The sequence below is a fragment of the Ruegeria sp. CDSC021 genome (genome assembly GCF_059610845.1).
The window spans coordinates 853,678-871,492 of the sequence record NZ_JBXWOK010000001.1; the positions used below are offsets into that span (position 1 = coordinate 853,678).

Consider the following 17,815-nt stretch of genomic DNA (forward strand, 5'->3'; position numbering starts at 1 on the left):
ATAGAAACCGAGGAGTATCCGATGCCCCTGCCCCAAGCCGAGATCACGCGGTTTCTGAAATCCGTTCACCCTTATGACGCCCTGCCCGCCGATGATCTGGCAACGCTGTCTGATCAGATCGAAGTTTGGGAGGTCGAAGAAGGATCCCCGGTGTATCAACTGGGCGCGCCCCTGCCCGGCGTATTCGTGATTTACGAAGGACAGGTTGAAATCACTGACAGGAACGGCGCGATTGTCTCTCATCTGGGACTGCGCAATTCTTTCGGGGAACGCGGTTTACTGAAAGACGGTAAAGCCGCGACCAAAGCGCAGGCACACGCAAACTCGGTTTTTCTGGTGATCCCGCCCAACCTGATCCGAGACCTCATTGACGAACATGAAATCGTCGCCAAATTCTTTGATCGGACCCGCACGGAACGCTCCAGTCCCCAAAGCCTTGCAACCAGCGCTATCGACGTTCTGATGGCACATAACCCCGCAACCTGCCCCCCTAATACCACCGTTCGCGAAGCGGCGCAGATGATGAGGGACAGACATATTTCCTCTCTCTGCATCACCGAGGGGGACATTCTTTTGGGGATCGCCACCTTACGAGATATCTCGGGCAAATACGTTGCCGATGGGATGTCTGTGGATACCCCTGTATCGGCAATAATGACGGCAAACCCGGTGACGCTGTCGCCGTCGGATATCGGATCGGATGTTCTTCACATCATGATGGAGCGCGGCATCGGCCATATTCCGGTATCCGAAGCTGGGCGTCTGGTCGGAATTGTCACCCAGACAGACCTGACCCACTATCAGGCGGTCAATTCCGCCGAGTTGGTGCGCCGGATAGCAAATGCGCAAACCGCGCAGCAGATGGCAGAAGTGACCGAAGAGATTCCCCAGCTTCTGGTCCAGCTTGTCGCTGCCGGAAATCGCCACGAGATCGTTACGCGCCTGATTACCGATATCGCCGACACAGCCACCAGACGTTTGCTGGCAATGGCGGAAAAACAGCTTGGACCACCACCTGTGCCTTACCTATGGCTGGCCTGTGGATCGCAGGGACGACAGGAACAAACCGGGGTGTCGGATCAGGACAACTGCTTGATGCTGGATGACAAAGTAACCGATGACGACCTGCTATATTTCCAGGCACTGGCAAAAATCGTGTCGGACGGGCTGGATAAATGTGGGTACTTTTATTGCCCGGGCGACATGATGGCGACAAATCCACGCTGGTGCCAACCGGTAAGTGTCTGGCGTGATTATTTTCGCGGGTGGATCGCCAAACCAAACCCCGAGGCGCAGATGCTGGCCTCGGTCATGTTCGACCTGCGCCCCATTGGCGGCGCATTTCACCTGTTCGATGACCTGCAGGCCGAAACGCTGGCCGCGGCCCAAGCGAATTCAATCTTTGTGGCACATATGATCTCGAACTCGTTAAAGCACACGCCGCCGCTAGGCCTGTTACGCGGGTTTGCTACGGTACGCTCGGGTGAACATCGCAACACGCTGGATCTAAAGCATAATGGCGTTGTGCCTGTGGTTGACCTGGCCCGGATATACAGCCTTCAGGGGCAACTGTCCCAGGCCAATACACGTGCCCGCCTGAAAGCAGCTGGGGCGGCAGGCGTCCTCAGCCCCTCAGGTACCCGCGACCTGCTGGACGCTTACGATCTGATCGCCGAAACGCGGCTGGACCATCAGGCCCGTCTGGTGAAAGGCAACAAGAAGCCGGACAATTTCCTGCCCCCTTCCGATCTTTCGGACTTTGAGCGAAGTCATCTGCGAGATGCCTTTGTCGTGGTAAAAACAATGCAATCGGCGGTCGGCCACGGTAAAGGAATGCTGGGCTAAACCCTCAGGAACCTTGGAGAGTATTCATGTTCTTAGAACTGATCGGCACGATATTTGCAGGCGTCGCCCTAGCCGGCATCGTGATGGTGATCAACAAACTGACAGGTGGACGCCTGCCTCGTTGGTCCGCACCAGTCGCGGCGGGCATTGGCATGATCGGGATGACGATCAACAGCGAGTATTCATGGTTTGACCGCACGCGCGATACGCTTCCAGATGGTCTGATCATCATTCAAGAGGTCGAAAGCCGCGCTTTGTACCGTCCCTGGACCTATGCGATGCCCTTTGTTGATCGTTTTGCCGCAATCGACACCCTATCTGTGCGCACCAATGACCAAGTGCCTGAGCAGCGCCTCGTTGAACTGTATTTCTTTGGTCGTTGGGCACCGGTTTCAAAATTGCCGGTCGCTGTGGATTGCGACAAGAACCAACGCGCCAATCTGGCGGATGGGGCAGAGTTTGGTGACAACGGCCAGTTGCTGAACGCCGATTGGGTAACAGGCTCTACGAACGATCCGATCATCGAGGCCACTTGCGGAGTGTAACATGCTGACCCGATTAAGCCTGCGCCTGCGGATTTTCCTGTTCTTCTGCCTACTGGCGGTCGGCGGAGTTGCCGTCAGCTCGGTTGCGCTTTGGGTAAGCTACAGGCGGGCGGCGGATCCGGCCCTTTTTGAGGCGTTCATCTTTGCAGAGATCGTCATCGGGTTCGGTCTGCTGGCCCTGATCGCCGCTGTCTGGCTATTGTTCGACGATAATGTCGCCAAGCCGATCGAAAGGCTTTCCGCTGAACTGCGCGCACGAGCGCATGCCGGTGTCAGCCGCGACCTCGATCTGCAAGCCGCGCGGTATCTTGGCGACCTGGCCCCTGCGGCTGCCGGTCTGGCCAACCAACTGTCCGACAAGACCATGGGCGTGGCAGAGGCTGTCGCTGCTGAAACCGAGCATCTGGCTGCGGAACAGCAAAGGCTTAGGGCGCTTTTGACTGAAATTCCTGTAGCCATATTGCTGGCTAGCGCCTCTCACAGGCTCGTTTTGTATGACGGACAGGCCGCCGAGGTTCTGGCACAGATTTCGCATCCACGCCTGAATGCGCCACTGTTCGATTACTTCCAGCCAGACGCGCTGCAGAAAGCCTATGCTAAACTGACCAAGACCGGGATGGAGGCATCCTGTTCGCTGACCAGCATTGATGGGGCGCAGACCTATTCAGCCCGCATGAAACCGCTGGGGGAAACTTCCGGCTATATGCTAATCCTAGATGACAGCGCCGCCAATATAGCGCCTGAGGCTGCCAGACCTCTGGTCTATGACTTTGGTTTGCTGAACACATCCACCGACCAATCATTCGAGACATTGCCTCTGCGCGAGCTTTGTTTTGTTGTCTTCGACACCGAAACCACAGGCCTGCTGCCGCACAAAGACGAGATCGTCCAGATCGGCGCAGTCCGTGTGGTAAATGGACGGATGGTCGAAGGCGAAAGGCTGGATATGCTGGTGAACCCGGTCATGCCGATCCCTGCCGCCTCGACCAAGGTTCACAAGATCACGGATCGAATGGTCGATGGCGCGCCGGAAATCGCCGAAGCCGGGCGTATCTTTCACGAATTCGCGCGAAATGCTGTAATCGTGGCGCATAATGCACCTTTTGATATGGCGTTTCTACGACGCCACGCCGACCGTATGAAAGTTGAGTGGACGCATCCCGTACTGGATACGGTCCTGCTATCTGCGGTCCTGTTCGGCGCCAGCGACACGCACACTTTGGACGCGCTGTGCGAACGGCTGGACATTACAATTCCGCATGAGCTGCGTCATACGGCATTGGGTGATGCAGTTGCCACCGCCGAGGCGCTGGTTCGGATGCTTCCGATGCTGCAAGCGCGCGGGATGAATACGTTTGGCGAGGTCATCGAAGCAACCCGCCGGCACGGTCGTCTGCTTGAGGACCTGAACTGAGGGCGAAATATGCACCTCAGGCGCAGCTTTTCATGGACAATCCCGACTTGCCGTGGCACCTGAGGCGCGGCCACAGAATGAGCGTGAGATGACGGACCGCACCTTCACCCCAACCCCGGACAACAGCACCGCGTTTCGCGAGGCATTGGGGTGTTTTGGAACCGGGGTCACGGTCGTCACCACCGAAACAGCGCTGGGGCCCCGCGCAATCACGGTCAATTCGTTTTCCTCGGTCTCGCTGACGCCTCCGCTGGTGCTGTGGTGCCTGGCGAAGGATTCGAACCGGTTCGACGCTTTCAAAGACTGCGATCACTATTCGATCCATGTGATGGCTGAGGAACAGCAGGAACAGGCCCTAAAATTCGCGCGCGAGGGTGCGGATTTTTCACATGCCAACTGGGCCGCAGATCACCGTGGTCGCCCTCGTCTGGCGGATTGTCTGGCGCGGTTCGACTGCCAGCTTCATGCCCGGCACGAGGCAGGGGATCATCTGATCATCGTGGGTGAAGTCGAACAGGCCATGTACCGCACCGGCAAAGGCCTGATCTTCAAACGCGGTCAATTCGGCGGCTTTGCTGATCTGCTATAAGCCCTATTCGTCCAGCGATCCGTGGACCGCCAGCGCCTCAAGCTGGGTTTCCTGCGGTGTGATGATGCGAAACGCCTCAAGCACCCCGGTTTCAGACAGCTCACGGGCGACGGTCAGCAGAGTATTGACGGCGTGTTCATCACATAGCTCTGCCATATGCGCGATCTCTTCCTGCGCAACACCCAGGGCGGCCTCGACCGATGGGGCCCCGTAGAATTGCACGAAATGTTCCGCCAAATTCCGGGCAATCTGGTCGATCTCGGCCTGTTCAACCTGCGTCACCGCTACAAAGGTCACCCGGCCGAATGTCTCAACCCCCAACCAACCATTCGCAAAGGCCTGGCGGGCTTTACCCTCCAAATCGCCTTCGCCCCAATTCGAAAACTCGAACCCGCCTGAAATGCACCACTCACCCGTTCGCGCCGGAGAATGAAACACATTCGTGTCGCTTTCATCGAAATGGATCGCACGGGCCAGTTTCATCATCCGTTCTCCAGTAAGTCAGTCAGCGGGTGCAGGCGGGTGTCCGCACCATTGCGGATAAGCATGCCAAACCGTTCATCAGTGCCCAAAAAGACCCCGATCTCGCCAAAGGGTTCGCCAACACCACGCAGCAGGCCCAACCATTCGCTGTGCAACGGCGCGTTGCCGTCTTCTTGCCAACGGTTGAGCCATGTCAGCATATGGCGCGACCAGCTTTCAATCAGTTGGACAGGCTGGACCTCGGCACACCCTTCATCGTAGAGCGCTGTGATATCCGGGGCCTGGCCTGGCGCGGTGCTGGTCTGTAGCAAGGCCAGCTCCCAGCCGACAATCAACCAGTCAGGCTCAATCTGAGGGTCTGAAGTCGACGCAGCAACCTGAAACTTGCCGCAGGTCGCACCATTCACACAGATAGGGCCGCCCCAGTCCAGATGAACGGCAACCTCGGGCGGGGCTAGAGCGCCCAGCGCATTCTGAAACCCAACTCCGCAAAGCGGCAACATCACCATGGCGTCCTGCAATGGAACCTCAGGTGCAAATACAATGGCAACGCGCAAACGGTTGGCCTGAATGTTGTAGACCACCGTTCCGGCATCACAGCCCAGCGCTGCCATCGCCTGGGCGCGTTCGAACGGGTCTTCCCCGCCCTGAACGCCATGTCCAGTCAGCAACGGAGGAAAGACCGGCTGGGTCATGCATTGCCCTTGGTGATCATGTCGCGGGCAATCTTGCGGAAAGCTTCGGCCTGTGCGCTGTCCGGCTTGCTGACAACGATGGGCGCCCCCCCATCCGCCGCAACCCGGATATCCAGATGCAGCGGAATCTCACCAAGCAGCGGAATGCCCAGCGCCTCGGCCTCGGCGGCGACGCCGCCATGGCCGAACACATGTTCCTCATGCCCGCAATTCGAACAGATATGGGTCGACATATTCTCGATCATTCCAATAATCGGCGTCTTGAGCTGATTGAACATATCGATCCCTTTGCGCGCGTCGATCAGGGCCACGTCCTGCGGGGTCGACACCACGATGGCCCCGTCCACCTTGAACTTCTGGCTGAGCGTCAGTTGCACATCGCCGGTGCCCGGCGGTAGGTCGACAATCAATACATCCAATGCTCCCCACTGAACCTGCCCCATCATCTGCTGAAGCGCGCCCATCAGCATCGGACCACGCCAGACGACCGCCTGCCCTTCGTTGGTCATCAGTCCCATCGACATCATCGTGACGCCATGATTGCGCAGGGGCAGGATCGTTTTGCCATCCGGGCTGGCCGGGCGGCCAGAGACACCCAGCATCCGAGGCTGTGATGGGCCATAGACATCAGCATCCAACAACCCGACACGCCGCCCTTCTGCAGCCAAAGCACAAGCCAGATTTGCGGATACGGTGGATTTACCGACTCCGCCCTTACCGGATGCAACGGCGATGATCCGATCGACACCCGGAACGGCCTGCGGACCTGTCTGAGATGGTTTCGGCTTGGGCTTCAGTTCAGGCGGGGCCTTTTCGGAATGCGCGGTCATCATGGCGGAAACCTTGTCGACCCCCTCCACCAACTGCGCAGCATGCTCGGCGGCGGCGCGCACCGGCTCCATCCGCTCTGCCTGTTTCGGATCAATCTCAAGCACAAAGCGCACTGTATCGCCATCGACATTCAACGCGCGGACAACTCCGGCGCTTACGATATCCTGGCCTGAAACCGGATCGGTGATTTTCTTCAGGTTCGCCAGAACCGCGTCACGAACACTCATGCCATTACCCTTTTGGTTTGCCCGGTCGTTGGGATACGTTTCATTGCATGTGTCTCCGTCTTTTTTTCGTTCATTTGACGCATTCGGGCGCAGGCCGATAAGCTGCCTTTATGCGGGTTACCTTCTTTTGCCTGAGCTTGCTGCTCTCTGCTACCCCCTCTTGGTCGCAAGAGGCGCTGGGGCTTGCCGCCCCGGATGAGGTTACAGACTCTGGTCTGTTGCAACATATTCTTCCGCGTTTTTCTCTCAAGACCGGGATACGCGTCGTTGCGGACGATACCGGCGCTATGTCTCTGGGTGGATCACCGCCAGGCGATCCGGTTTTCGCGCGTCACGGGGTCACTTACCACCTGCGCATACTGGACGACACAAAGCAGCTTCGGTTTCGGGACTGGCTGCTGTCTGACATCGGCAAGCGCACCGTTGAGAGTTTCGCGCCCGAAAGCGGCCCGCCCTATTCCGCCAGCTTAACGGTCGAGGCCGCGACCGAGACCGACAAGATCGACGGCGACGCTGTCCTGGGTGCGGAGCTGTCGATGATCCATTGCGGGCGCTGCCATGTGATCGGTCCGCAGAACCAGATGAACGGGCTTGGCTCCACCCCCTCTTTCGCCGTGCTGCGGGCTATGCCGGACTGGTCCGAACGGTTCGAGGCCTTCTTTGCCCTGAACCCTCATCCCGCTTTCACACAGATTGAGGACGTAACCCCGCCCTTTGACCCTCTGCGTCCTTCGCCAATCCACCCGGTCGAGATGACGCTGGAGGAGTTAGAGGCGATTCTGGCCTTTGTCTCGGCCATCGAGGCAGCAGATCTGGGCGCGCCGCTACAGCTTCAATGATCCTTTCTTTTCGAGAAATAGTCCTCGGTCGTGACGACTTTGGGTTTCGGGTTTGACTGAAACGGGTTGTCCTTGTGCTGGAACTGCGCGTTCACGCGACAGTTGTCACACATCTGGATCATGCGCGCCTGTTCGGATGTCGCAAACATCGGATGCGTACCAGACAGCTTTTCCATGATACGTTCGACGGTCGATTTGACACCAAAGAGGGCACCGCATTCCACACATGCAAAAGGGTCTTCTTCGTTCAACACGTCCTGAGACAGGGCCGCATCACTTAAATCCAGTTGCGGTACCAGAGTTATCGCATTCTCGGGGCAGATTGTTCGGCATAGGCCACATTGCAGACAGGCATCCTGTTGGAAGTTCAGCTGCGGCATATCCGGGTTGTCGGCCAAAGCGCCTGACGGACAAAGGGACACGCAGCTGAGGCACAATGTACAGGCGTCCGTATCCACCGCGATGGCCCCATAGGGTGCATTCTCGGGCAAGGGCAACGGGGCTGCGGCCTGCGGGTTCAGCGCCTGTGCGGCCAGTCGCGTAATCTGCCTGCGATTTCCCAGCGGCAGAACCGGGTCGGCCAAGGGGGGCGGCACGTCCTGCGCATATAGCAGGTCGGACAGCGCATCGGGATCAGCCTCATCGATCTGTGCCAACCCTGCAGTCCCAGCGATAGCCTGCGCCAGCGCCAGTTCGCGGTCCAAGGCATCCCTTTCGGTTGTTGGGGCCAGCAGCACATCAACCCGCGCAAACCCATGTGCCAGCGCGGCCAGCATCTCGGCATGGCCAAAGCCCGAGATCACGTTCAGTTCTAGCGGGATCACATCCGCTGGAATCCCGCGTCCGAAACGGGCGGACAGGCGGATCATTTCGGCCCCATGCGCGTCATGCACCAACAGCCGGGGTGCTTGCCCGCCTGCACGCCGGTAGGTGCGCGACAGAATGTGCATCCGTGACAGCAGCGCAGAAACGGGCGGATCCTCGTAAGTTATCGCGGTAGATGGGCAAACCGCCGCGCATTCTCCGCACCCTGCGCAAACCATAGGGTCGATGGCTACATGTTCGCCCGCAGGGGTGATCGCCCCCGTCGGGCAGATATCCAGGCAATTCGTACACCCGACCTGTTCGGCACGGGAATGCGCACAGAGGGATTCTTCCAACCGGACATAGAGAGGCTTTTCAAATGTCCCGACCAGTTGCATGGCCTCAAACGCCAGCCGTTCGACAGCGACCGCATCTTTGGGATCAGCTCGCAAATACCCTTCGCGCTTGGCTGGGGCCTGAACCAGAGGCGTGCCGCCGGTCAGATCCACAACCATATCGCATGAGGAGTTCGCCCCATCGCGCGGTTCGGTCCAGCCAAAGGCCCCGCGCCCACCGGGTTCAAGCTGTTGCAACGCATCCAGCTTTATCGAAAACCCGCCCAGCGCACCTTTCACAGTACGAACGCGCCCGCGCACCACATCAAAGCTGCGCGACATGGGGTCCATGTCATCAGTAGCCAAGACCGTCACGGCCAACTGGTCCGACAGGCGTTCTGCCACTTCAAAGCTCAGCGCGCCGGGCCCGACGATGAAACACGTCCCTTCGCTGACCACATCGACACTGGGTGTGATCGGCTGAGGCAACACCGCCTCAGCAGCCAGCGCGGCCATTTTGGGGGCAGCATCCTGCCCTTTTTCAGACCACCCAGCACGATCGCGAAGATCGACAAACCCTGGCACCTCGACACCTAACTCATCGGCCAATGCCAGAAAAACATCCTGCTCTTGTGTACAGGCTATTACGACTTTGCCCTCTTGCAGCGGCTGTGCGACGCTTTCCAGTTCTTTCGTACATAATGCGGTGTGAATTCTGGAGCAGGCGACATCGCAAGCTGACGATAGTTTCTCAGCGTCAATGGTTTGCGTTCCCGCACAGTCACATAGCAGCAATCTCGTACCCATAACCTCCCCCGGATGTCCTCCCCAGTCCAAGGTCAGCTTAGAACCTCTGAAGAAAGTAGCAATGCCCGTGGGGGCCGGATCGCCGGAACAAAGCCCGATAAGAGCCGCGAGGACCGTAAACAATCGGTGAAGGGTGCATATTCGACCACCCAAGGACTTGGCAGGAAGCTACTTTGTGTACCATAGTAGACCCTGAGGAAGGCAGGGGAGAGCTTTCCAGGGAGGACTTAGTGGCCAAGGCCGCCAGCCAGATTGAAATGCCAATCGGCGTCGTCGTGCGCAAAACACCCGGGGTTACACGCTGGGCGCAATGGAACTGGCGCGCCGTCGCCGTGCTGCCCGGCGCTGGACCGGCCGATTGGCTGGAGATGCGGCGCGAGGGTGAAGCGGTCGAATACCATGCAGCCACCCTGCCCCTGACCCTGTGGTCGGATGAGGCCGAAGCCTACATGGTCAACCTGTCGGACGGGCAACCCTCGATCTATCTGGTCCTGCGCGATGCGCTGGATGGAACACAGCCGATGGACGCGGTGCTGGTGACCGCCTCACCGTTCGAAGGACAGGATTACGCAGATACCGGCGAAGAGCTTGTCGAGAAAATCCCAATGACTGATGGGCTGATCGCTTGGGTACGTGATTTCGCACTGGAGCATCATCGCAACGAAGTCTTCGTCAAGCGCCGCCGTGATAAGAAACGCACCGATCTGGTTGAGGACGGCAAAGGGGATGTACGCATCCGGCAGGACTCGGATGTTTTCCGCGCCCCGCGGAGGATTGTGCAATGACAGAAACCCGCGATTTCTGGTCGCGCCGCAAGGCCGCCGTTCAGGCTGAGGCCAAAGCCGAGATTGTAGCAGCACAAGAACAGGCTTTCGCTGAACAGCGGGGCGAGCTGGAAGAAAAGACTGACGCTGAAATTCTGGCGGAATTCAATTTGCCCGACCCTGATCAGTTGCAAGTTGGTGACGACGTCTCGGGCTTTATGGCCAAGGCAGTGCCTGACCGGTTGCGCCGCCGCGCCCTTCGGCAGCTCTGGCGCCTAAACCCGGTTCTGGCCAATGTCGATGGGCTGGTGGATTACGGCGAGGACTATACCGACGCCGCCTGCGTGATCGAAAATATCCAGACCGCCTATCAGGTCGGCAAGGGAATGCTGGCCCATATCGAGGCTTTGGCCGCTCAGACCGAAGAGGAAGACACAGACCAGATCCCTGAGGTTGAAGAAACCACGCAAGAGCCTGAGTTGCCCGAGGTACCCGAGATGCAATCGTCAGAGCCTGTAATGACTTCTGAAATCGACGACTCGGAAGAGGCAGAGCTTACGCTTGCCCCACGCCGCATGAAGTTTGAATACGAAGGATAACGTTATGACCGCAAGCAACGCGCAAAACCTAGACGTCTCAGCCGAGGATCGTCTGCGCGCGGATTTCTATAACTTCCTTGGGCTGTTGCTGGCCTCTCCACCGGATCATATGTTGCTGTCTCAGGTGGTCGGTCTGACCGGCGATGACACCGATCTGGGACAGGCCATCAAGGCGATGTCGCGGGTGGCAAAAGTGACAAAACCTGCGGCTGCCGAACGCGAATTCAATGCCCTGTTCATCGGGCTAGGACGCGGAGAACTGCTGCCCTATGCCAGTTTCTACCTGACTGGTTTCCTGAACGAAAAACCGCTGGCGCAACTGCGCAACGACATGGCGGTTCGTCAGATCACACGGGCGCAGAACGTGTTTGAACCCGAAGACAATATCGCCTCGTTGATGGAGATGATGGCGGGCATGATTGTCGGACGCTTTGGCGCGCCCGCCTCATTGGAAGATCAAAAAGCGTTCTGGAACAAACACATCGGCCCCTGGGCCGCACATTTCTATTCAGATTTGGAAGCTGCGGAAAACTCGGTTTTCTATGCCTCGGTCGGCACCGCCGGTCGGGTTTTCATGGAAATCGAGCGTGAAGCCTTTCGAATGACGGCGGGATGATCCCGCCATTCGCCAGCGCCCCAATAGGCGCTAGATCGCAATTGGGAAAGGAGGATCCCATGAGCAAAACCAAGGAAGAAGGCGCCACGCGCCGTGACTTCTTGAAACTGGCCGGAACCGCAGCGCCCGCTGCAGTTGCCGCCGCCAGCCTGAGCGGACAAGCCGAGGCAGCCGAGCTGCCGACGGATGAGACCCGCATGCAGGACACCGCGCATACGCGCGCATATCTGGACAGCGCCCGGTTCTGAACCCCGGACGATGTCACCACCCGACTGACGGTTGCGATTGGCCCTGACGTCGGCACCAACAGTACCAAGCCAGCCATAGCTAACATGGCCAGCAAGGGAGGAAAGAAATGCTTAGGAAAAAGACCAACGGGGTTGCGAGACGCTCCCAGCGGACAAGTATCCTGTCCCAGGTCGGCGAGAAAACCGTCGATCGCCGCGCGTTCCTGCGCGGATCGGGCCTGACGATCGGCGGGTTGGCCGCGATCAGCGCCACGGGTGGAACCGTGACGCCAGCCAGTGCCCAGTCAGCGGCCAATCAAGCCGTTGAAAACATCAAATCCATATGCACGCATTGCTCGGTCGGCTGTACCGTAGTGGCCGAGGTGCAGAACGGCGTCTGGATCGGGCAAGAACCCGGCTGGGACAGCCCTTTCAACCTAGGTGCGCACTGCGCCAAGGGGGCCTCGGTCCGTGAGCACGCCCATGGTGAACGCCGCCTGAAATATCCGATGAAAAAGGAAGGCGGCGAGTGGAAGCGCATCAGCTGGGAAGAGGCGATCAACGAGATCGGCGACGGCATGATGAACATCCGCGAAGAATCCGGACCGGACAGTGTGTACTGGCTGGGTTCCGCGAAACATAACAACGAACAGGCCTATCTGTTCCGCAAGTTCGCCGCCTATTGGGGCACGAACAATGTGGACCATCAGGCCCGTATCTGCCACTCGACTACTGTTGCGGGTGTTGCGAATACATGGGGCTACGGCGCCATGACCAACAGCTATAACGACATCCACAACTCCAAGGCTATCTTCATCATCGGTGGCAACCCGGCTGAGGCACACCCGGTCTCTCTGCTGCATGTTCTGCGCGCAAAAGAGCAGAACAACGCGCCGCTGATCGTTTGCGACCCGCGCTTTACGCGCACCGCAGCGCATGCGGATGAGTATGTCCGGTTCCGCCCCGGCTCTGACGTGGCTCTGATCTGGGGTATCCTCTGGCACATCTTCGACAACGGCTGGGAGGACAAGGAGTTCATCCGCACCCGTGTCTGGGGCATGGATCAGATCCGTGAAGAGGTCGCCAACTGGAACCCGGAAGAAACTGAGCGTGTGACCGGCGTACCCGGATCACAGCTTAAGCGCGTGGCGCGCACCATGGCCAACAACCGTCCTGGCACGGTGATCTGGTGCATGGGCGGCACCCAGCATACCAATGGCAACAACAACACACGCGCCTATTGCGTGCTGCAGCTGGCTTTGGGCAACATGGGAACGTCGGGCGGTGGCACCAACATCTTCCGTGGCCACGACAACGTGCAGGGTGCGACGGACCTTGGTGTTCTGTCCCATACCCTACCCGGCTATTATGGCCTGTCCGCAGGGGCATGGGGCCATTGGGCGCGCGTTTGGGGTGAAGACCCTGAATGGCTGTCCGGCCAGTTCGCCTCGATCAAGGACAAGGAGGGCAAGGATAAACCGCTGCAGAATGAGCGCGGCATCCCGGTCTCTCGTTGGATCGACGGTGTTCTGGAAGACCCCGCCAACATGGATCAGGACAACAATGTCCGCGCCATGGTTCTGTGGGGGCACGCTCCGAACTCGCAAACCCGTGGGCCGGAAATGAAGACGGCGATGGAAAAGCTGGACATGCTGGTCGTGATCGACCCGTATCCCACCGTTTCCGCCGTTCTGCATGATCGGACCGATGGCGTTTACCTGTTGCCCGCCTGTACGCAGTTCGAAACCCGTGGCTCGGTCACGGCCTCGAACCGGTCGTTGCAGTGGCGCGACAAGGTGGTGGATCCGCTGTTCGAAAGCCTGCCGGACGAGGTCATCATGGCCAAGTTCGCCAACAAGTTCGGCTGGGCGGATCGGTTCTTCCGCAATATCGAGATGGAGGACGCCGAAACCCCAAATGTTGAAAGCATCACGCGTGAGTTCAACTCGGGCCTCTGGACCATCGGCTATACAGGCCAATCGCCGGAGCGTTTGAAAAGCCACATGGCCAATCAGCACACGTTCGACAGAACCACGCTGCAAGCTATAGGTGGACCAAACGACGGCGAATACTACGGTCTGCCCTGGCCGTGCTGGGGAACGCCAGAGATGGGTCATACGGGGACACCAAACCTCTATGACATGTCCAAACCGGTGGCCGAAGGTGGCTTGACCTTCCGCGCGCGCTTTGGCGTGGAACGTGATGGCGACAACCTGCTGGCGGAAGGGGTCTATAGCGTTGGGTCGGAAATTCAGGACGGATATCCCGAATTCACGATGCAGATGCTAATGGATCTTGGTTGGGACGGCGATCTGACGGCCGAAGAACGTGCGGCCATCGACGCCGTTGCGGGGCCAAAGACCAACTGGAAAACCGACCTGTCAGGCGGCATCCAGAGGGTTGCGATTGCACATGGCTGTGCGCCCTTTGGCAACGCCAAGGCCCGCACCGTGGTCTGGACTTTCCCGGACCCGATCCCGTTGCATCGCGAGCCGCTTTATACCAACCGGCGTGATCTGGTAGAGGATTATCCGACCTATGAGGATCGTCAGTCCTATCGCCTGCCAACCCTGTATGCTTCGATCCAGAAGAACGACTTTTCAAAGGATTACCCGATAATCCTGACGTCTGGTCGTCTGGTCGAATATGAGGGCGGAGGTGAGGAATCCCGGTCGAACCCGTGGCTGGCCGAACTGCAACAGGACATGTTCGTCGAGATCAACCCACGCGATGCCAACAACCTGGGCATTCGCGACGGGGCTCAGGTCTGGGTCGAAGGGCCTGAGGGTGGTAAGGTCAAGGTGATGGCGATGCTGACCAACAGGGTTGGTGCCGGCGTGGCCTTTATGCCATTCCACTTTGGCGGCCATTTCCAGGGTCAGGATCTGCGGGACAAATACCCCTCAGGCGCTGATCCCTATGTGCTGGGAGAAAGTTCGAACACCGCCCAGACCTATGGCTATGATTCAGTAACCCAGATGCAGGAGACCAAAGCGACTCTCTGCAAGATCTCAGCAGCGTAAGGAGGACGACAATGGCTAGAGCAAAGTTTCTCTGCGACGCTGAACGCTGCATCGAATGCAACGCCTGCGTAACCGCGTGTAAGAACGAACACGAGGTGCCTTGGGGCATCAACCGCCGCAGAGTGGTGACGATCAATGACGGCGACCCGGGCGAACGCTCGATCTCGGTTGCCTGTATGCATTGCTCGGATGCGCCCTGTATGGCGGTGTGCCCGGTTGACTGCTTCTATCAGAACGAAGAAGGGGTCGTCCTGCACTCCAAGGACCTGTGCATTGGCTGCGGCTATTGCTTCTATGCGTGCCCGTTCGGCGCGCCGCAATACCCACAGGCAGGCAACTTCGGATCACGCGGCAAGATGGACAAATGTACCTTCTGCGCCGGTGGCCCCGAGGAAACGCACTCGACCGCAGAGTTCGCCAAATACGGTCGCAACCGGATCGCAGAAGGCAAACTGCCCATCTGCGCCGAGATGTGTTCCACCAAGGCCCTGCTTGCCGGTGACGGCGACGTGGTATCGGCCATCTATCGCGAACGCGTCGTGGCGCGCGGTTTTGGGTCTGGCGCCTGGGGTTGGGGCACGGCCTACGACCAAAAAGACGGCTGATCCATAGCTGAACTTTCCCCGGCGCGTACCGCGTGCCGGGGAGCAATAAGATTTTTCGACGAAAAATCTCTGCCCGCCCGCAATCGGGCCTACGCCAATGACCGCGTCACGAGGTTCATATGATTTTCCTGCGACTTCTGTTCTGTCTCATTGTTTTGACTGTTCCTGCTTTTGCGCAGGATGCTCCGGATCGCAATTCAACGGGTGGCGCGACCACGATCGAGGATATCTTGGCCCGGCAGCGTGGCGAGACGGTCGATAACGGTTATCGCTCAGGTAACACCGGTCAAGGCAACGCCGAAGGTCTGATGGGCCAGTTGGGCACACGTGGCGTGGCGTCTGACAGCGACGTCTATCGCGCTTTGCGCTATGGCTCGGCGGATGTGACCGTTTCGTCGAACGGTCCTGCGGCCAGCGTCTTGATACAGGACGGAGGCATGTGGTGGTTGAATTTCCGAACAGGCCCGTTGCGCGATTACGGCACGTATATTCTGGCCGGGATGCTTGGCATCCTGCTGCTGTTCTTCTTGGTCCGGGGTAAAATCCGCATTGATGGTGAAAAGACGGGACGCACGGTTACGCGTTTCTCAGGCTTTGAGCGGTTCGGACATTGGCTGTTCGCGGGCTCTTTCCTCATCCTTGGCCTGACCGGTTTGCTGACCCTTTATGGTCGAGACTTTCTGATCCCAATCTTCGGGAAAGAAGGCTTTGCAGCCATAGCGCAGGGCTGCAAATGGCTGCATAACAACCTCGCCTGGGCCTTCATGCTGGGTTTGATCATGGTCACTGTGAACTGGATCGCCCACAACATCCCCAACCGCACCGACCTGAAATGGCTGGCCGCCGGCGGCGGGTTGTTCACGAAAGGCAGCCATCCTCCGGCCAAAAAATTCAACGCGGGTCAAAAGATCATCTTCTGGGCCTGTATCCTGCTGGGCGTATCGATCAGCCTGTCTGGCCTGTCTCTGCTGTTCCCGTTTGAGATGCCGCTGTTTGCTAAGACCTTCTCAATCGCAAATGCCACCAGCATCCCGCAGATGTTGGGTCTGAACCTTCCGGTGCAGATGTCACCACAAGAAGAGATGCAATATGCTCAGGTTTGGCACGTGATGGTCGCCTATGTCTTCATCGCCATCATCATCGCGCATATCTACCTGGGCTCGGTGGGGATGGAGGGCGCTTTCGACGCGATGGGCACCGGCGAGGTCGAGGAACAATGGGCGCGTGAGCACCACTCGCTTTGGCTCGAAGAGGTACAGGAAAAAGAGGCCAATAAGGCAGTGGCCTCGCCTGCGGAATAGATGCGCAGTCTAATCCTAGCACTGGTGTTGACCCCCCTGCCCGCTTTGGCCGAGTTCTTCACGCTGAAAGGTCATGGCGGTCCGATCATGGGGATTGCCTCCGCGCCGGACGGCCGGATTGCGACGGCCAGCTTCGACAACTCCGTCGGCCTGTGGTCAGACCGCACGCCGCAATGGCTTGAGGGGCACGAGGCTGCCGTGAATAGCGTCGCCTTTGGCGACACAGCGATCTATTCCGCTGGTGACGACTTTACCCTGCGCCGGTGGCCGGATGGCCAAATCCTCGGGCGGCACAAGGGCAAGATCGTCGATATTGCTGTTTCAAACTCCTACATCGCCACTGCCAGTTGGGACGGCACGATAGGGGTTTGGCCGCTTGACGGGTCAGAGCCAAAGATATTGGGGCCCACAGGCAGCGGTGTGAATGCTGTTGTGTTCACACCAAACGGAGATGCGGTGTATACCGGCGGGGTTGATGGGGCGGTTCGTCTTTGGGATGTCGCAACCGGTCAGGAAAAACTGCGACTGGTTGATAACGGGTTCGGCATCAACGAACTGGTCCTGAATCCCCATGAAAACTGGATTGCCTATGGGGCCGTCGATGGCGTCACGCGCATTCGTGATCTGACTACAGGCGACGAGCATGATTTCACCCTGGACCGCCGTCCAATCCTTGCGCTGGCTCTCAGCCCGGACCGCAGCTTGCTGGCGGTGGGGGACGGAGAGGGTCATATCATGTTGGTCGATACCATCGACTGGCGCATCGCACAGGATTTCCGGGCCACATTGCGCGGCCCGGTCTGGGCGCTGGCCTTCTCAACCGATGGTAAAAACATCTATGCAGGTGGTATAGATGAGGCGATGTATAGCTGGCCGGTATCTGACCTTGGCGACCAACAACAGATGGCCGCGACTGAACCTAGTTTTCTGAAGAACCCTGACCAGATGGACAATGGCGAGCGCCAATTCGTGCGCAAATGCTCGATCTGTCACAGCCTGACGGCGGACGGGCACAGACGTGCTGGACCTACGCTCTCTGGTGTATTTGGTCGCCGGGCGGGCAGCTTACCGGAATATTTCTACTCGGACACGCTGCAAGACTCTGATATCATTTGGAATGGCGAGACGATAAATGCCCTTTTCGACCAAGGACCAGACCATTACATTCCGGGATCGAAGATGCCCATGCAACGGATTACACAAGCGGATGACCGCAAAGATTTGATCGCCTTTCTGCGCCGCGTCACGGCACCGGAAAACTGAACC

At 58.6% G+C, this 17,815-nt stretch carries 17 protein-coding genes; 13 read left to right on the forward strand and 4 right to left on the reverse strand.

Annotated features, from left to right (window positions below):
- The first annotated feature begins 21 nt into the window (after positions 1–21).
- The 4 genes from AC2FGB_RS04250 to AC2FGB_RS04265 all read left to right on the forward strand — a co-directional run bounded on the left by AC2FGB_RS04250 (position 22) and on the right by AC2FGB_RS04265 (position 4,393).
- Complete coding sequence (locus tag AC2FGB_RS04250) at positions 22–1,845, forward strand: DUF294 nucleotidyltransferase-like domain-containing protein (protein WP_496693270.1); 1,824 nt, start codon at positions 22–24, stop codon at positions 1,843–1,845.
- Positions 1,846–1,871: 26 nt separating this feature from the next.
- Positions 1,872–2,390, forward strand: coding sequence for a hypothetical protein (locus AC2FGB_RS04255; RefSeq protein WP_142634335.1), 519 nt, complete (start codon positions 1,872–1,874; stop codon positions 2,388–2,390).
- A 1-nt stretch (position 2,391) separates the two neighbouring features.
- Positions 2,392–3,804: a 3'-5' exonuclease gene (locus AC2FGB_RS04260; RefSeq protein WP_496693271.1), complete on the forward strand. Its 1,413-nt coding sequence runs from the start codon at positions 2,392–2,394 to the stop codon at positions 3,802–3,804.
- An 88-nt stretch (positions 3,805–3,892) separates the two neighbouring features.
- Entirely contained in the window at positions 3,893–4,393 is a 501-nt protein-coding gene (locus tag AC2FGB_RS04265; RefSeq protein ID WP_281994740.1) for a flavin reductase family protein, read from the forward strand.
- 3 nt (positions 4,394–4,396) lie between these two features.
- On the opposite strand, the gene AC2FGB_RS04270 is transcribed toward AC2FGB_RS04265, so the two are convergent.
- The 3 genes from AC2FGB_RS04270 to AC2FGB_RS04280 are packed head-to-tail and all read right to left on the reverse strand — an operon-like array spanning position 4,397 to position 6,629.
- Entirely contained in the window at positions 4,397–4,876 is a 480-nt protein-coding gene (locus AC2FGB_RS04270) for a DUF6505 family protein (protein WP_496693272.1), read from the reverse strand.
- A complete protein-coding gene (locus tag AC2FGB_RS04275; RefSeq protein ID WP_496687669.1) occupies positions 4,876–5,571 on the reverse strand; it encodes a biotin/lipoate--protein ligase family protein in 696 nt (231 codons plus the stop codon). The genes AC2FGB_RS04270 and AC2FGB_RS04275 overlap by 1 nt, the downstream gene beginning before the upstream one ends.
- The gene (locus tag AC2FGB_RS04280) at positions 5,568–6,629 is read right to left on the reverse strand and encodes an Mrp/NBP35 family ATP-binding protein (protein ID WP_281972241.1); all 1,062 of its coding nucleotides are present in this window, start codon (positions 6,627–6,629) and stop codon (positions 5,568–5,570) included. Before AC2FGB_RS04280 ends, AC2FGB_RS04275 begins: the two co-directional genes overlap by 4 nt.
- 110 nt (positions 6,630–6,739) lie before the next feature.
- On the opposite strand from AC2FGB_RS04280, the gene AC2FGB_RS04285 reads away from it, so the two are divergent.
- Positions 6,740–7,468 carry a hypothetical protein gene (locus AC2FGB_RS04285; RefSeq protein ID WP_496693273.1) on the forward strand — a complete coding sequence of 243 codons (729 nt, stop codon included), beginning with the start codon at positions 6,740–6,742 and terminating at the stop codon, positions 7,466–7,468.
- Here AC2FGB_RS04285 and AC2FGB_RS04290 read toward each other — a convergent pair.
- Positions 7,462–9,414, reverse strand: coding sequence for a 4Fe-4S binding protein (locus AC2FGB_RS04290; RefSeq protein ID WP_496693274.1), 1,953 nt, complete (start codon positions 9,412–9,414; stop codon positions 7,462–7,464). The genes AC2FGB_RS04285 and AC2FGB_RS04290 overlap by 7 nt on opposite strands.
- Before the next feature lie 230 nt (positions 9,415–9,644).
- On the opposite strand from AC2FGB_RS04290, the gene AC2FGB_RS04295 reads away from it, so the two are divergent.
- From AC2FGB_RS04295 to AC2FGB_RS04330, 8 genes are all read left to right on the forward strand, one after another.
- A complete protein-coding gene (locus tag AC2FGB_RS04295; protein ID WP_142634353.1) occupies positions 9,645–10,199 on the forward strand; it encodes a DUF3305 domain-containing protein in 555 nt (184 codons plus the stop codon).
- Entirely contained in the window at positions 10,196–10,777 is a 582-nt protein-coding gene (locus AC2FGB_RS04300) for a DUF3306 domain-containing protein (RefSeq protein WP_496693275.1), read from the forward strand. The genes AC2FGB_RS04295 and AC2FGB_RS04300 overlap by 4 nt, the downstream gene beginning before the upstream one ends.
- Before the next feature lie 4 nt (positions 10,778–10,781).
- A complete protein-coding gene (locus tag AC2FGB_RS04305) occupies positions 10,782–11,393 on the forward strand; it encodes a TorD/DmsD family molecular chaperone (protein ID WP_496687658.1) in 612 nt (203 codons plus the stop codon).
- A gap of 59 nt (positions 11,394–11,452) precedes the next feature.
- Positions 11,453–11,641, forward strand: coding sequence for a ubiquinol-cytochrome c reductase iron-sulfur subunit N-terminal domain-containing protein (locus AC2FGB_RS04310; RefSeq protein WP_142634359.1), 189 nt, complete (start codon positions 11,453–11,455; stop codon positions 11,639–11,641).
- A 107-nt stretch (positions 11,642–11,748) separates the two neighbouring features.
- Positions 11,749–14,643: a formate dehydrogenase subunit alpha gene (locus AC2FGB_RS04315; RefSeq protein ID WP_496693276.1), complete on the forward strand. Its 2,895-nt coding sequence runs from the start codon at positions 11,749–11,751 to the stop codon at positions 14,641–14,643.
- A gap of 11 nt (positions 14,644–14,654) precedes the next feature.
- The gene (fdh3B, locus tag AC2FGB_RS04320) at positions 14,655–15,248 is read left to right on the forward strand and encodes a formate dehydrogenase FDH3 subunit beta (RefSeq protein ID WP_085821701.1); all 594 of its coding nucleotides are present in this window, start codon (positions 14,655–14,657) and stop codon (positions 15,246–15,248) included.
- A 119-nt stretch (positions 15,249–15,367) separates the two neighbouring features.
- On the forward strand, positions 15,368–16,549 hold the full coding sequence (locus tag AC2FGB_RS04325; protein WP_496693277.1) for a formate dehydrogenase subunit gamma: 1,182 nt from the start codon (positions 15,368–15,370) through the stop codon (positions 16,547–16,549).
- Positions 16,550–17,812: a c-type cytochrome gene (locus tag AC2FGB_RS04330; protein WP_496687651.1), complete on the forward strand. Its 1,263-nt coding sequence runs from the start codon at positions 16,550–16,552 to the stop codon at positions 17,810–17,812.
- The last annotated feature ends 3 nt before the right edge of the window (positions 17,813–17,815 follow it).